The organism is Bacillus sp. ZY-1-1 (assembly GCF_003047165.1).
Lineage (GTDB): Bacteria > Bacillota > Bacilli > Bacillales > Bacillaceae > Bacillus > Bacillus velezensis.
The window spans coordinates 3,728,030-3,743,259 of the sequence record NZ_CP027061.1 but is presented as its reverse complement, the minus strand read 5'-3'; the positions used below and the strand labels follow the sequence as shown (position 1 = coordinate 3,743,259).

Below are 15,230 nucleotides of genomic sequence, written 5' to 3'. Positions count from 1 at the left end.
AGAGGAGGTCAGGCGCCCGTGGATCAAAAACAGCTTATATCCGTAAAAGACATTCTATTCCGCTACCGCAAAGATGCAGTAAGACCGGCGCTGGACGGTGTGAGTCTGGAGGTATATGAAGGAGAATGGCTTGCTATCGTAGGTCACAACGGTTCAGGGAAGTCGACTTTGGCCAGAGCGCTGAACGGGCTGATTTTGCCTGAGGCCGGAGAAATTGATGTCGGCGGCATCAAGCTGACTGAGGATACCGTGTGGGATGTGCGAAAAAAAATAGGGATGGTCTTTCAGAATCCCGATAACCAATTTGTCGGAACGACTGTTCGCGATGATGTGGCTTTTGGTTTAGAAAACAATGGTGTTCCGCGCGAAGAAATGATTGAGAGAGTAGATTGGGCTGTCACACAAGTCAATATGCAGGATTTTCTTGATCAAGAGCCGCACCATCTCTCCGGAGGTCAAAAACAAAGAGTGGCGATCGCGGGAATTATTGCCGCGCGTCCTGATATTATGATTTTGGATGAAGCGACATCCATGCTTGACCCGATTGGGAGAGAAGAAGTCCTTGATACTGTCAGACGCTTAAAAGATCAGGGCATGGCCACCGTCATTTCGATAACACATGACCTGGAAGAAGCCGCAAGGGCGGACAGGATCATTGTGATGAACGGCGGCAGGAAATATGCAGAGGGCACGCCTGAAGAGATTTTTAAATTAAATGAAGACTTGGTTCGCATCGGTCTTGATTTGCCTTTCTCATTCCAGCTCAGCCTGCTTTTGAAAGAAAGCGGACTGGCGTTAACGAAAAACCATCTGACTCAGGAAGGGCTGGTGAATGAGCTGTGGACATTAAAATCAAAGATGTAGAACACCGCTATCAAATGAAGACACCGTTTGAACGGCTTGCTCTGTATGATATCAATGCCGTGATAAAAGAGGGCAGCTACGTTGCCGTCATCGGACATACAGGGTCGGGCAAATCGACGCTCCTGCAGCATTTAAACGGTTTGCTGAAACCGACTAAAGGACAGCTTGAGCTCGGGAGCACGATTCTGGCAGCCGGTAAAAAGAATAAAGACCTTAAGCCTCTGAGAAAAAAAGTCGGAATCGTTTTCCAATTTCCCGAACATCAGCTGTTTGAAGAGACTGTGCTGAAGGACATCGCATTCGGACCGATGAATTTCGGTGTAAAAAAAGAAGACGCTGAACGGAAAGCAAAAGAAATGCTGGGGCTTGTGGGCCTTCCGGAAGACATTTTGGATCGTTCACCGTTTGAGCTCAGCGGCGGCCAGATGCGCAGAGTGGCGATTGCCGGCGTTCTCGCGATGGAGCCGGAAGTGCTGGTTTTGGATGAACCGACAGCCGGTCTTGATCCGAGAGGGCGCCAGGACATTATGGACATGTTCTATGCGCTTCATCAGCGGGGAAACCTGACTACCGTTCTCGTCACCCACAGCATGGAGGACGCCGCCCGCTATGCTGACAAAATGATCGTCATGCACAAAGGCACCATTAAAGCGACGGGGAGTCCGCGTGACTTGTTTGTAAAAGGTGAAGAGATGGCCGAAATGGGACTGGATCTTCCTGAGTCGGTGAAGTTTCAGAGACGGCTTGAGGAGGCTCTCGGAGTTAAGTATGAAAAACCCATGCTGACCCTGCAGGATGCCGCGAGCGAAATTAAGGCTTTCTTTCAGGAGGAAAAGGACCAATGATGGACAGCATGATTATCGGAAAGTATGTTCCCGGATCATCGCTTATTCACCGATTGGACCCGCGAACAAAACTTGTCAGCATCTTTCTTTTTGTATGTATCGTTTTTTTGGCAAACAACGTACAAACGTATGCTTTGCTCGGTTTGTTTACATTCGGGGTGATCGCCTTAACACGAGTGCCGTTCAGCTTTTTGCTGAAAGGGCTTAAGCCGATTATCTGGATTGTGGCGTTTACCTTTTTATTACACATTTTCATGACGCATGAAGGATCTGTCATTTTTCAGCTTGGCTGGTTTAAAGTGTATGAGGGCGGACTTATACAGGGGATTTTTATCTCCCTCCGTTTCGTTTACCTTATCTTTATGACAACGCTGCTGACGCTGACAACAACGCCGATTGAAATAACGGATGGAATGGAGCAGCTCTTGAATCCTTTTAAAAAGGTGAAGCTGCCCGTACACGAACTCGCATTGATGATGTCGATATCATTGCGATTTATCCCGACATTGATGGAAGAGACAGATAAAATCATGAAGGCGCAAATGGCGAGGGGTGCGGACTTTACAAGCGGCCCGGTGAAAGACAGAATCAAAGCGGTTGTTCCGCTGCTTGTCCCGCTGTTTGTCAGCGCCTTTAAACGCGCGGAAGAGCTTGCGGTCGCCATGGAGGCGAGAGGCTACCAGGGCGGTGAGGGGAGAACGAAATACAGAAAGCTCGTCTGGACCGGAAAGGATACCGGAGCCATTCTGCTCATCATCGTATTAGCCGTGTTATTGTTTTTCTTAAGAAGTTAGAGGTGCTGCTGAATGAGAGTGAAATGTACCATTGCTTATGACGGGCATTTATTTAACGGATATCAGGTTCAGCCTGGAAAGCGGACCGTTCAAAGTGAATTGGAAAAAGCGCTGGCCGTCATCCATAAAACGGACGGCAGGGTGCCTGTCATCTCATCCGGCCGCACGGACAGCGATGTTCATGCTGCCGGGCAGGTTATTCATTTTGATACGCCGCTGTCCATCCCGGCTGAGAAATGGCCGTTTGCGCTCAATGCCCTGTTGCCTGATGATATTGCGGTCAAAACAGCAGAGATTGCGGATGATGGGTTCCATGCACGATTTAGCGCAGTCCAAAAGGAATATCGCTACTTTGTATATACGGAGAAACACCCGGACGTATTTAAACGACATTACGCTTACCATTTTGCATATCAGCTTAATGTGCAGAAAATGAGGGAAGCTTCAAGGCACCTCATCGGGACACATGATTTCACAAGCTTTTGCGCGGCTGATACCGCGGTTCAGGATAAGGTCAGAACGATTTACGAGCTGGATTGGACTGAGACCGGAGACGGCCTGCAGATGCGGATCACCGGAAACGGTTTTCTCTATAATATGGTCAGAATCATTGCCGGAACGTTATTGGATACAGGAGCTGGAAAATTTTCTCCCGATGATGTAAAAGCAATGCTCGAAGCGAAGGATCGCGAAGCCGCGGGGCGCACCGCACCGGGGCACGGGCTGTATTTATGGAGCGTTTGCTATGACAACTAAACCAGGTGTAACATTTTCTTGACAGAGTCTGCATAAAGTTATAAGATATCATATGGTATGTATTTCAACCCCACGATAAGCCCCGGAACTTATTGTGTTGTGAAATAGAACGTAACAGAAGTTTATGAAAAAATGACAGATCATTTAGGAGGGAATTAAATGCGTACAACACCTATGGCTAACGCAAGTACTATTGAACGCAAGTGGTTAGTTGTTGATGCAGCAGGCAAGACTTTAGGACGTCTTTCTACAGAAGTTGCATCTATCCTTCGCGGGAAACACAAACCGACTTACACACCGCACGTTGATACTGGAGATCATGTGATCATCATCAACGCTGAAAAAATCGAGTTAACTGGTAAAAAGTTAACTGATAAAATCTACTACCGTCACACAATGCACCCAGGCGGTCTGAAATCAAGAACAGCTCTTGAAATGCGTACAAACTACCCTGAGAAAATGCTTGAGCTTGCTATCAAAGGCATGCTTCCAAAAGGTTCTCTAGGTCGTCAAATGTTCAAGAAATTGAACGTATACCGTGGTTCTGAGCATCCACATGAAGCACAAAAACCTGAAGTTTACGAACTTCGCGGTTAATTAAAAAGGAGGTTACCAATTTGGCACAGGTTCAATATTACGGTACTGGCCGTCGTAAAAGTTCTGTAGCGCGTGTGCGCTTAGTTCCAGGAGAAGGTCGTATCGTCGTTAATAATCGTGAAATCAGCGAGCACATTCCATCTCCGGCTCTAATCGAAGATATCAAACAACCATTAGCTTTAACTGAAACAGCTGGTACTTATGATGTTTTAGTAAACGTACATGGAGGCGGCTTATCTGGTCAAGCTGGAGCAATCCGTCACGGTATCGCTCGTGCTTTGCTTGAAGCAGATCCAGAATACCGCGCAACACTTAAACGTGCTGGTCTTCTGACTCGTGACGCCCGTATGAAAGAACGTAAAAAATACGGTCTTAAAGGCGCTCGTCGTGCACCTCAGTTCTCAAAACGTTAATCGTTTTGGATGGCAAAAACCACAACTTCTTGGTTGTGGTTTTTTTGTATTTTTTTCTCATATCGAAGAGGTTATCCGATGTTTTTCTAGAATTGTTTGTTATACTCTATTCATTACCAATAAGGAGCGCAGTTATAATGAATAAGTTAGTCATACATAACAGCAAGGCATGGGATAAAAAAGTCGAAACAGGCAATGAATGGACGGTTGCGGTTGATTCTCATACAATTGGTGAAGCGAAAAAAGGCAATTGGAGCATCAGAATGACCCCCGGAAAAGATGTGCCGGCGGATTGGTTTCCGCCCATAGACGGTCTGAAGGTTCTTTGTCTCGCTTCAGGAGGAGGACAGCAAGGGCCGGTCCTTGCTGCTGCAGGAGCGGACGTCACCATCTTTGACAATTCGGAAAAACAGCTTGCGCAAGACAGAATGGTAGCCGAGCGGGACGGTCTTACGCTTCGGACTGTCAAAGGCAGCATGAATGATCTGAGCTGTTTTGATGATGAGACATTTGATTTTATCGTGCACCCGGTATCGAATTGCTTTGTTGATACGGTTCTTCCGGTATGGAAAGAAGCTCATCGCGTATTGAAAAAAGGCGGGTCTTTAGTCTCCGGTTTTGTAAATCCCGTCGTGTTCTTATTTGATATGGATTTAGAGCAGGAAGGCGTACTAAAAGTAAAGTATTCCATTCCGTTTTCGGATGAAAAAGATCTGAGTAAGAAAAAGGTAAAGGAACTTATTGATAATCATGAAGCGCTTGAATTCGGCCATACGCTGGAGGATCAAATTAAAGGTCAGATTGACGCAGGCTTTATGGTTGCCGGTTTTTACGAGGACAAAGGCGGCCTCGTGCTGGATGAATACATTAATACATACTCCGTAACAAGAAGCATTAAAATATAAAAACGGCATCCCGTCAGAGGTGCTGTTTTTTTGCGGCTTTTTCCTGCGGACGGCTGATCACATTAGCCGAAACCGGTTCTATTCCAATTTCTCTGGCCCAAACCGACAGTTGTCCCATGTGGTGAATCTCATGCGCAAGGATGTGGCGGAGAATATCTTCTTTAGGAAAGGTTTGGTCCATCCAGTCCGACTTAACAAGATCCGCCCCTTTGCGGGAGACCGCATGAATGACATCCTCCCGATACTGTTCAGACAGCTTTCTGAGATCCTGAATGCTCGTATAGTCAGACTCAGCGGGTAAAACATCATCTTTACCTAAAATGGCACGAGCCCAGCTGATCTCGACATCAATGATATGAAATAAAGTCCGCAAGATGCTCTCCATTCCGCCAGTCCGGGTTTTCGTCAGTTCCTCCCGGCTCAGCTTTTCACATATCATAAACCACTCGTCACGCACCGTCCAATTGTATTGAAACAGCTTTTTCATCACGTCACCTCAGCTCTTTATTCTTCCAGTTAACATGAAACTCCTTCATTTGGGAGGATTTCCACTATCAACAAAGCATGCTTTTTCCCTTTTCCTTTCAAAATAATAGTAAAAAGGAGCGTGGCTGGCAATGGCAGAAGTATTATCTTTTTCAGACGTGAAACGGCAGAAGGATTATGAGCTTGAGAAGAGTTTACTAAAGGAGCTGTCACTGACGCAGATCATTCAGTCCGTAAAAGCATGTCTCACCCCTCTGTTTCCCTTTCTTCAAGACGAAAACGGCATTCTGAGTGAAGGATGCATAGATTTTGCAATTGAAGCGTATTTATTAGGCGGCCGGTTCGGCGTCTTTGGCTATTATGGTGAGTCTTTGCAGAGGGCAAACGCACGTTCGGCTGAAGAAGAGGAAGAACTGACGGCCGATTTTTTTGAATATCTTTGCAATTGGACGCATGAGCAATATTCTTCCGTTGAACAAAAAGAAATCTATGAAGCGTCCTGCCGGTTTATCAACAGCTGGTGGACGGAAGGATTTCTGCAAAGAGAAAAACAATGTAAGCTCCGCATGAGGTAATCATAATTTCTTCCCTTGTCCCATACTTATTAATAACGGGGACAAGCGGGAGGGAAAGCTATGACAAAAAAGCTGAAATGGCTCGGTTTTTTACTTGGCTTTATCATATTATTGTGTTTATTCCGGTTTCAATTCCATAATGATGATTCATGGCGGCCGTGGAGCCTGCCGCTGAGCGGGAAAATCATCTATCTCGATCCGGGACACGGCGGGCCGGATGGAGGCGCCACGGGAGGCAGTCACCTTGAAAAGGACATTACTCTCGAAGTGGCCTCCAGGGTCAGAGACTATTTGCAGGAGCAGGGAGCTTTGGTCATTATGACGCGGGAGACGGATACTGATTTAGCTCCTGAAGGGACGAAAGGCTACAGCAGACGCAAAGCGGAAGATCTGAGAAAGCGCGTGGAGATCATCAACCGTTCAGAGGCGGAGCTTTATATCAGCATTCATCTGAACGCCATACCGTCACCGAGATGGAGCGGCGCCCAAAGCTTCTACTATGGAAAATACGAAGAGAATGAAAAAGTGGCAAAATATATACAGGACGAATTGAGAATCAATTTGGAGAATACAACGAGAAAGGCGAAACGGATACACGGCATTTACTTAATGCAGAATGTAACCAAACCGGGCGCCCTGGTGGAAATCGGATTTCTGTCCAATCCCGCGGAAGCGAAAAGGCTTGGACAGCCTAAATATCAGGACAAAATCGCTTCTTCCGTGTATAAGGGCGTGTTGAGATATTTTACAGAAAAAGGAGACCCTCCCGAGTAAGGAGGGTTTTTCGCCGATTCTACGTTTAAAATATATGTTATAATACCATTTGTAAACGAATACACAAAGGGTGAGGGTTCGATGATAAGAGAAGATGAAGTAAGAAATATAGTCGGAAACATGCGCGAACCTTTTCTTCATAGACCGCTGGGAGAATTGGATGCCATTAAAGAAGTAAAGGTCAAGCCGGAAAAACGGCATGTCAGTGTAAAAATTGCATTGGCAAAAACGGGGACGGCTGAACAGATGGGCATTCAGCAGGAAATCGTATCCGTTCTGAAAGAAGCGGGTGCGGAAACTGTGGGACTTCGGTTTGAAGAGCTGCCGGAAGAAACATTGGCGAAATTCAGCCGGCCTGCTGCTGAAAGCGAAACCCTGCTGAATAGGAAACATCCGCCGGTCTTTCTTGCGGTGGCAAGCGGAAAAGGCGGTGTCGGCAAATCAACGGTTTCCGTCAACCTGGCCATTTCTCTTGCGCGGCTCGGCAAAAAAGTCGGCTTGATCGATGCGGATATATACGGATTCAGCGTGCCGGACATGATGGGTATTACAGTTCGCCCGACAGTTGAAGGAGAAAAACTGCTTCCTGTCGAAAGATTTGGAGTAAAGGTTATGTCGATGGGCTTTTTCGTCGAAGAAAATGCTCCGGTTGTGTGGAGAGGGCCGATGCTGGGCAAGATGCTGAATAACTTCTTCCATGAGGTTGACTGGGGAGAGGTTGACTATATCGTTCTCGACCTGCCGCCCGGCACGGGTGATGTGGCGCTTGATGTACACACGATGCTTCCGAGCTGCAAAGAGATTATCGTATCAACGCCGCACCCTACAGCCGCATTTGTAGCGGCGAGAGCGGGATCTATGGCGATTAAGACCGATCATGAAGTTGTAGGGGTCATTGAAAATATGGCTTATTATGAAAGTGCAAAAACCGGCGAGAGAGAATATGTGTTCGGTCAAGGCGGGGGAGATAAGCTTGCAGAGGAATTGCAGGTGCCGCTGCTTGGCAGAATTCCTTTAAAACAGCCTGATTGGGACAAGGACCAGTTTGCGCCTTCTGTCTATGACAGAAGTCATCCGATCGGGGAAATTTATATGGGTATCGCCCAAAAAGTCATTGAAAAAACAGCTGAATAGAAAAGGGGCCGGGATCAACACGGCCCGGCCTTTTATTGGCTTTCTTTTTCAGAACTTGAAGCCGCTTTTTTCAATTCATCCTCGAATTGCTTTTTGAAAAGCGGGCTGGAAAGTGTCTCTGTAATTACATCTTCTAAGTAACTGCGGAACTTTTGGCTTTTCACCAGCTCATAGTATTTTTTATCCATGCCGGGGTCCTGCATGATCTGCATAAAACTTTTCTGATAATCAGGGTCTTTCATCAATTTTTTTATGATTTTTTCGTGCTCGGGCTGAAGCGTTTTTGCAAAGCTCTCGGCGAACTTTGAGTCTTCAAAGATGGTTTTCCAGAACTCCGCCCCTTTTTTAGAGGTGAGGGTTTTCTCTATTGTGCCTTTAATGGCATTTTGATCAATCACCAATGCCTCATTCATCGCATCATCATTTAATATTTCCTTAATTGCTTTTTTTCCATCATCTGTCTTTAATATATCAACAACCATTTTTTTAGTCTGGTCATAATCCATATCCGCTGCTTGGTCTTTTGGAGCACAAGCTGTTACAGATAATACAACAAAACAGCTTATCAATAGCGTTTTGGCTTTTGACATGCATAAGCTCCTTCCTTACTTGTACTTATTTTTAATATGATTCATCGGAATGGATTTATACATAACAAAATATCGCTGAACGCGATTGTCAGGGGGATGAATAAGAGATGAAAAGCCGCGGGCTTGTTCGATTTTTCTTTTCGATTTTAGCTGTGGGCGCTCTTATTACAAGCGTCGTGGGATTTGCACTGAAGTGGGGGGAGTACAAGGGGTTCTTTCTGAATTTTGAGGCCGGTCAGATTTTCTCCGTTCTGATCTGGTTTATCGGGGTAGGCATGATTTTCAGTGTGATCAGCCAGATGGGATTCTTCGTCTTTCTGACGGTGCACCGGTTTGCCCTTGAAATTCTCAGATCAAACTCGCTTTGGAATCTGCTTCAGCTGTTTATCATTCTGTTTGTCGCTTTTGATTTAATGTACGTCAGATTTTTGTTTTTCGGTGAGCGGGATGACTCGATTGCGGGGTTTGTCTGGCTGCCGCTGGCTCTGCTTGCCGTCGGCTTGCTGACGGCGTATATAAAACAAAAGCAGTCCTCAAAAAATACGTTCGTTTCATCATTATTTTTAATGGTCGTTATTACAGCGCTTGAATGGGTTCCTGCGCTAAGAGTGAATAATGAGGACTGGCTTTATTTGATGCTGATTCCGCTGATGGGCTGCAATGCGTTTCAGCTGTTAATGCTGCCGAAGTTTGCCCAGAGGTAGTTATTTCACTTCTGATGACTTGACGTCAGTATTTGCGATCAGGTCGCCGACTGTCACGTTTTTCAGTCCTTTTTGCTTTAAATTGTGAATGATGGCGGGGAGCGCTTCTTCGGTCTGTGTTGCTGAATCAGAGGCGTGCAGCAGGACAATGTCGCCGCCTTTTATATGACTGTTTACATTTTCAATGATTTTATCAGGACCGGGATTTGTCCAATCCTGCGAGTTAACGCTGTAATGAACCACTGAATAGCGGTACTGCTGTGCAATGGCAAGAACCTTTTTATTAAATTGTCCGGTCGGCGGGCGGAGTAAATGAACATTCTTCACACCCAGCTTTTTAAATGCGGTCTGGGCCCGAAGGATATCTTTTTTTATTTCGTTGTCCTCTAGGTTGGTATAATTCTTATACGCATATCCCATGCTGCCGATTTGATGTCCGTCTTTTACCATACGTTCAACTGTGTCCGGGTGCCGTTCCGCCCAAGAAGCTGACAGAAAAAAAGTGGCGTTTTTAATACCGTTTGCTTTTAGCGCGTTCAGAATCGGAACCGCTTTTTCATCGCCCCAGCTGATATCGAATGTTAATGCGACTTCGCCCGCTTTCGTCTCCCCTTTTGAAATAGCCTTCGGGCCGCTATCAGTTAAAAATACAGGAAGGGGGACGGCTCTCTGTATATAAAAAAAGCTGGCTGTTGCAAATGCGGCAATGATAATAATAAGCAGCTGTTTTATCCTTCTGATGTGCCACACGTAGAAGTGGTTCACTGATGACGCCTCCTTATCTTGTCCATGCTTGATTACATCGTATGCCGCGGCGGAGATGAATATAACGAAATACGTTTCAAAAAAAACGAAAAAAATACTTGCTAAATTCAGCGGATGCATGGTATATTATTAAACGTCGCTGATGGACAGCAGACAACAACAAAAAGCTTCGGAAACAACTTAAAAAAAGTTGTTGACATAAAAGAAGCTGAGTGGTAAGATAATAAAGCTGCTTCAACAAGCGGTAATGATCTTTGAAAACTAAACAAGACAAAACGTACCTGTTAATTCAAAGTTTTAAATAAATCGCACAGCGATGTGCGTAGTCAGTCAAACTACTTTATCGGAGAGTTTGATCCTGGCTCAGGACGAACGCTGGCGGCGTGCCTAATACATGCAAGTCGAGCGGACAGATGGGAGCTTGCTCCCTGATGTTAGCGGCGGACGGGTGAGTAACACGTGGGTAACCTGCCTGTAAGACTGGGATAACTCCGGGAAACCGGGGCTAATACCGGATGGTTGTCTGAACCGCATGGTTCAGACATAAAAGGTGGCTTCGGCTACCACTTACAGATGGACCCGCGGCGCATTAGCTAGTTGGTGAGGTAACGGCTCACCAAGGCGACGATGCGTAGCCGACCTGAGAGGGTGATCGGCCACACTGGGACTGAGACACGGCCCAGACTCCTACGGGAGGCAGCAGTAGGGAATCTTCCGCAATGGACGAAAGTCTGACGGAGCAACGCCGCGTGAGTGATGAAGGTTTTCGGATCGTAAAGCTCTGTTGTTAGGGAAGAACAAGTGCCGTTCAAATAGGGCGGCACCTTGACGGTACCTAACCAGAAAGCCACGGCTAACTACGTGCCAGCAGCCGCGGTAATACGTAGGTGGCAAGCGTTGTCCGGAATTATTGGGCGTAAAGGGCTCGCAGGCGGTTTCTTAAGTCTGATGTGAAAGCCCCCGGCTCAACCGGGGAGGGTCATTGGAAACTGGGGAACTTGAGTGCAGAAGAGGAGAGTGGAATTCCACGTGTAGCGGTGAAATGCGTAGAGATGTGGAGGAACACCAGTGGCGAAGGCGACTCTCTGGTCTGTAACTGACGCTGAGGAGCGAAAGCGTGGGGAGCGAACAGGATTAGATACCCTGGTAGTCCACGCCGTAAACGATGAGTGCTAAGTGTTAGGGGGTTTCCGCCCCTTAGTGCTGCAGCTAACGCATTAAGCACTCCGCCTGGGGAGTACGGTCGCAAGACTGAAACTCAAAGGAATTGACGGGGGCCCGCACAAGCGGTGGAGCATGTGGTTTAATTCGAAGCAACGCGAAGAACCTTACCAGGTCTTGACATCCTCTGACAATCCTAGAGATAGGACGTCCCCTTCGGGGGCAGAGTGACAGGTGGTGCATGGTTGTCGTCAGCTCGTGTCGTGAGATGTTGGGTTAAGTCCCGCAACGAGCGCAACCCTTGATCTTAGTTGCCAGCATTCAGTTGGGCACTCTAAGGTGACTGCCGGTGACAAACCGGAGGAAGGTGGGGATGACGTCAAATCATCATGCCCCTTATGACCTGGGCTACACACGTGCTACAATGGACAGAACAAAGGGCAGCGAAACCGCGAGGTTAAGCCAATCCCACAAATCTGTTCTCAGTTCGGATCGCAGTCTGCAACTCGACTGCGTGAAGCTGGAATCGCTAGTAATCGCGGATCAGCATGCCGCGGTGAATACGTTCCCGGGCCTTGTACACACCGCCCGTCACACCACGAGAGTTTGTAACACCCGAAGTCGGTGAGGTAACCTTTTAGGAGCCAGCCGCCGAAGGTGGGACAGATGATTGGGGTGAAGTCGTAACAAGGTAGCCGTATCGGAAGGTGCGGCTGGATCACCTCCTTTCTAAGGATTTTAACGGAATATAAGACCTTGGGTCTTATAAACAGAACGTTCCCTGTCTTGTTTAGTTTTGAAGGATCATTCGATTCTTCGAGATGTTGTTCTTTGAAAACTAGATAACAGAAGTAATTCACATTCAATTAGTAATGCAAGATATCACGTAGTGATTCTTTTTAACGGTTAAGTTAGAAAGGGCGCACGGTGGATGCCTTGGCACTAGGAGCCGATGAAGGACGGGACGAACACCGATATGCTTCGGGGAGCTGTAAGCAAGCTTTGATCCGGAGATTTCCGAATGGGGAAACCCACCACTCGTAATGGAGTGGTATCCATATCTGAATACATAGGATATGAGAAGGCAGACCCGGGGAACTGAAACATCTAAGTACCCGGAGGAAGAGAAAGCAAATGCGATTCCCTGAGTAGCGGCGAGCGAAACGGGACCAGCCCAAACCAAGAGGCTTGCCTCTTGGGGTTGTAGGACACTCTGTACGGAGTTACAAAGGAACGAGGTAGATGAAGAGGTCTGGAAAGGCCCGCCATAGGAGGTAACAGCCCTGTAGTCAAAACTTCGTTCTCTCCTGAGTGGATCCTGAGTACGGCGGAACACGTGAAATTCCGTCGGAATCCGGGAGGACCATCTCCCAAGGCTAAATACTCCCTAGTGACCGATAGTGAACCAGTACCGTGAGGGAAAGGTGAAAAGCACCCCGGAAGGGGAGTGAAAGAGATCCTGAAACCGTGTGCCTACAAGTAGTCAGAGCCCGTTAACGGGTGATGGCGTGCCTTTTGTAGAATGAACCGGCGAGTTACGATCCCGTGCAAGGTTAAGCAGAAGATGCGGAGCCGCAGCGAAAGCGAGTCTGAATAGGGCGAATTGAGTACGTGGTCGTAGACCCGAAACCAGGTGATCTACCCATGTCCAGGGTGAAGTTCAGGTAACACTGAATGGAGGCCCGAACCCACGCACGTTGAAAAGTGCGGGGATGAGGTGTGGGTAGGGGTGAAATGCCAATCGAACCTGGAGATAGCTGGTTCTCTCCGAAATAGCTTTAGGGCTAGCCTCAAGGTAAGAGTCTCGGAGGTAGAGCACTGATTGGACTAGGGGCCCCTACCGGGTTACCGAATTCAGTCAAACTCCGAATGCCGATGACTTATCCTTGGGAGTCAGACTGCGAGTGATAAGATCCGTAGTCGAAAGGGAAACAGCCCAGACCGCCAGCTAAGGTCCCAAAGTATACGTTAAGTGGAAAAGGATGTGGAGTTGCTTAGACAACCAGGATGTTGGCTTAGAAGCAGCCACCATTTAAAGAGTGCGTAATAGCTCACTGGTCGAGTGACTCTGCGCCGAAAATGTACCGGGGCTAAACGTATCACCGAAGCTGCGGACTGTTCTTCGAACAGTGGTAGGAGAGCGTTCTAAGGGCTGTGAAGCAAGACCGGAAGGACTTGTGGAGCGCTTAGAAGTGAGAATGCCGGTATGAGTAGCGAAAGAGGGGTGAGAATCCCCTCCACCGAATGCCTAAGGTTTCCTGAGGAAGGCTCGTCCGCTCAGGGTTAGTCGGGACCTAAGCCGAGGCCGAAAGGCGTAGGCGATGGATAACAGGTTGATATTCCTGTACCACCTCCTCACCATTTGAGCAATGGGGGGACGCAGGAGGATAGGGTAAGCGCGGTATTGGATATCCGCGTCCAAGCAGTTAGGCTGGGAAATAGGCAAATCCGTTTCCCGTGAAGGCTGAGCTGTGATGGCGAGCGAATTATAGTAGCGAAGTTCCTGATTCCACACTGCCAAGAAAAGCCTCTAGCGAGGTGAGAGGTGCCCGTACCGCAAACCGACACAGGTAGGCGAGGAGAGAATCCTAAGGTGATCGAGAGAACTCTCGTTAAGGAACTCGGCAAAATGACCCCGTAACTTCGGGAGAAGGGGTGCTCTGTTAGGGTGCAAGCCCGAGAGAGCCGCAGTGAATAGGCCCAGGCGACTGTTTAGCAAAAACACAGGTCTCTGCGAAGCCGTAAGGCGAAGTATAGGGGCTGACGCCTGCCCGGTGCTGGAAGGTTAAGAGGAGCGCTTAGCGTAAGCGAAGGTGCGAATTGAAGCCCCAGTAAACGGCGGCCGTAACTATAACGGTCCTAAGGTAGCGAAATTCCTTGTCGGGTAAGTTCCGACCCGCACGAAAGGCCGCAACGATCTGGGGCACTGTCTCAACGAGAGAGACTCGGAGTGAAATTATAGTACCTGTGAAGAGCAGGTTACCGCGGACAGGGACGGAAAGACCCCGTGGAGCTTTACTGCAGCCTGATATTGAATGTTGGTACAGCTTGTAAGGATAGGTAGAGCCTTGGAAAACCGGAGCGCCAGCTTCGGTGGAGGCATCGGTGGATACTACCTGCTGTATTGACCTTCTAACCCGCCGCCCTATCGGGCGGGGAGACAGTGTCAGGTGGGCAGTTTGACTGGGGCGTCGCCTCCTAAAAGGTAACGGGAGGCGCCCAAAGGTTCCCTCAGAATGGTTGGAAATCATTCGCAGAGTGTAAAGGCACAAGGGAGCTTGACTGCGAGACCTACAAGTCGAGCAGGGACGAAAGTCGGGCTTAGTGATCCGGTGGTTCCGCATGGAAGGGCCATCGCTCAACGGATAAAAGCTACCCCGGGGATAACAGGCTTATCTCCCCAAGAGTCCACATCGACGGGGAGGTTTGGCACCTCGATGTCGGCTCATCGCATCCTGGGGCTGTAGTCGGTCCCAAGGGTTGGGCTGTTCGCCCATTAAAGCGGTACGCGAGCTGGGTTCAGAACGTCGTGAGACAGTTCGGTCCCTATCCGTCGCGGGCGCAGGAAATTTGAGAGGAGCTGTCCTTAGTACGAGAGGACCGGGATGGACGCACCGCTGGTGTACCAGTTGTTCTGCCAAGGGCATCGCTGGGTAGCTATGTGCGGACGGGATAAGTGCTGAAAGCATCTAAGCATGAAGCCCCCCTCAAGATGAGATTTCCCATTCCGCAAGGAAGTAAGATCCCTGAAAGATGATCAGGTTGATAGGTCTGAGGTGGAAGTGTGGCGACACATGGAGCTGACAGATACTAATCGATCGAGGACTTAACCAATTTGAATGTATGCTTACTGTTATCTAGTTTTGA

General features: G+C 48.1%; 14 protein-coding genes and 2 rRNA genes. 13 read left to right on the top strand and 3 right to left on the bottom strand.

Annotation, left to right across the window (positions count from 1 at the left end; translation table 11 throughout):
- The first annotated feature begins 18 nt into the window (after positions 1-18).
- From C5I45_RS18725 to C5I45_RS18695, 7 genes are all read left to right on the top strand, one after another.
- The gene (locus tag C5I45_RS18725; protein WP_003156551.1) at positions 19-864 is read left to right on the top strand and encodes an energy-coupling factor ABC transporter ATP-binding protein; all 846 of its coding nucleotides are present in this window, start codon (positions 19-21) and stop codon (positions 862-864) included.
- Entirely contained in the window at positions 840-1,709 is an 870-nt protein-coding gene (locus C5I45_RS18720; RefSeq protein WP_107994571.1) for an energy-coupling factor ABC transporter ATP-binding protein, read from the top strand. Before C5I45_RS18725 ends, C5I45_RS18720 begins: the two co-directional genes overlap by 25 nt.
- Positions 1,706-2,503 (top strand): energy-coupling factor transporter transmembrane component T family protein, encoded by a 798-nt coding sequence (locus C5I45_RS18715; RefSeq protein ID WP_014304219.1) that lies wholly within the window; start codon positions 1,706-1,708, stop codon positions 2,501-2,503. Before C5I45_RS18720 ends, C5I45_RS18715 begins: the two co-directional genes overlap by 4 nt.
- Before the next feature lie 12 nt (positions 2,504-2,515).
- Positions 2,516-3,259 (top strand): tRNA pseudouridine(38-40) synthase TruA, encoded by a 744-nt coding sequence (gene truA, locus C5I45_RS18710; protein WP_015388779.1) that lies wholly within the window; start codon positions 2,516-2,518, stop codon positions 3,257-3,259.
- A gap of 159 nt (positions 3,260-3,418) precedes the next feature.
- The gene (gene rplM, locus C5I45_RS18705; RefSeq protein WP_003156556.1) at positions 3,419-3,856 is read left to right on the top strand and encodes a 50S ribosomal protein L13; all 438 of its coding nucleotides are present in this window, start codon (positions 3,419-3,421) and stop codon (positions 3,854-3,856) included.
- Positions 3,857-3,876: 20 nt separating this feature from the next.
- Entirely contained in the window at positions 3,877-4,269 is a 393-nt protein-coding gene (gene rpsI / locus C5I45_RS18700; protein WP_003156557.1) for a 30S ribosomal protein S9, read from the top strand.
- A 137-nt stretch (positions 4,270-4,406) separates the two neighbouring features.
- Positions 4,407-5,174 (top strand): class I SAM-dependent methyltransferase, encoded by a 768-nt coding sequence (locus tag C5I45_RS18695; protein WP_003156560.1) that lies wholly within the window; start codon positions 4,407-4,409, stop codon positions 5,172-5,174.
- 13 nt (positions 5,175-5,187) lie between these two features.
- Here C5I45_RS18695 and C5I45_RS18690 read toward each other — a convergent pair whose 3' ends face one another.
- On the bottom strand, positions 5,188-5,661 hold the full coding sequence (locus C5I45_RS18690) for a DinB family protein (RefSeq protein WP_025854066.1): 474 nt from the start codon (positions 5,659-5,661) through the stop codon (positions 5,188-5,190).
- 130 nt (positions 5,662-5,791) lie between these two features.
- On the opposite strand from C5I45_RS18690, the gene C5I45_RS18685 reads away from it, so the two are divergent.
- The 3 genes from C5I45_RS18685 (at position 5,792) to C5I45_RS18675 (ending at position 8,143) form a co-directional block, all read left to right on the top strand.
- Positions 5,792-6,235, top strand: a complete 444-nt coding sequence (locus C5I45_RS18685; RefSeq protein ID WP_003156564.1) for a DUF2521 family protein — start codon at positions 5,792-5,794, stop codon at positions 6,233-6,235.
- A 60-nt stretch (positions 6,236-6,295) separates the two neighbouring features.
- The gene (gene cwlD, locus C5I45_RS18680) at positions 6,296-7,009 is read left to right on the top strand and encodes an N-acetylmuramoyl-L-alanine amidase CwlD (RefSeq protein WP_007410417.1); all 714 of its coding nucleotides are present in this window, start codon (positions 6,296-6,298) and stop codon (positions 7,007-7,009) included.
- A gap of 81 nt (positions 7,010-7,090) precedes the next feature.
- A complete protein-coding gene (locus C5I45_RS18675) occupies positions 7,091-8,143 on the top strand; it encodes an Mrp/NBP35 family ATP-binding protein (RefSeq protein ID WP_003156567.1) in 1,053 nt (350 codons plus the stop codon).
- Between the two features lie 32 nt (positions 8,144-8,175).
- Here C5I45_RS18675 and gerD read toward each other — a convergent pair whose 3' ends face one another.
- Positions 8,176-8,733: a spore germination lipoprotein GerD gene (gerD, locus tag C5I45_RS18670; RefSeq protein ID WP_007615280.1), complete on the bottom strand. Its 558-nt coding sequence runs from the start codon at positions 8,731-8,733 to the stop codon at positions 8,176-8,178.
- A 107-nt stretch (positions 8,734-8,840) separates the two neighbouring features.
- On the opposite strand from gerD, the gene kbaA reads away from it, so the two are divergent.
- Entirely contained in the window at positions 8,841-9,437 is a 597-nt protein-coding gene (gene kbaA / locus C5I45_RS18665; protein ID WP_003156571.1) for a KinB-signaling pathway activation protein, read from the top strand.
- Here kbaA and pdaB read toward each other — a convergent pair whose 3' ends face one another.
- On the bottom strand, positions 9,438-10,202 hold the full coding sequence (gene pdaB, locus C5I45_RS18660) for a polysaccharide deacetylase family sporulation protein PdaB (protein ID WP_025854065.1): 765 nt from the start codon (positions 10,200-10,202) through the stop codon (positions 9,438-9,440). It abuts the gene before it with no gap.
- Between the two features lie 340 nt (positions 10,203-10,542).
- On the opposite strand from pdaB, the gene C5I45_RS18655 reads away from it, so the two are divergent.
- Positions 10,543-12,092 (top strand): 16S ribosomal RNA (locus tag C5I45_RS18655).
- A 175-nt stretch (positions 12,093-12,267) separates the two neighbouring features.
- Positions 12,268-15,197, top strand: a 23S ribosomal RNA gene (locus tag C5I45_RS18650).
- Together the 16S and 23S rRNA genes form the textbook arrangement of a ribosomal RNA operon.
- Positions 15,198-15,230 lie beyond the last annotated feature (33 nt).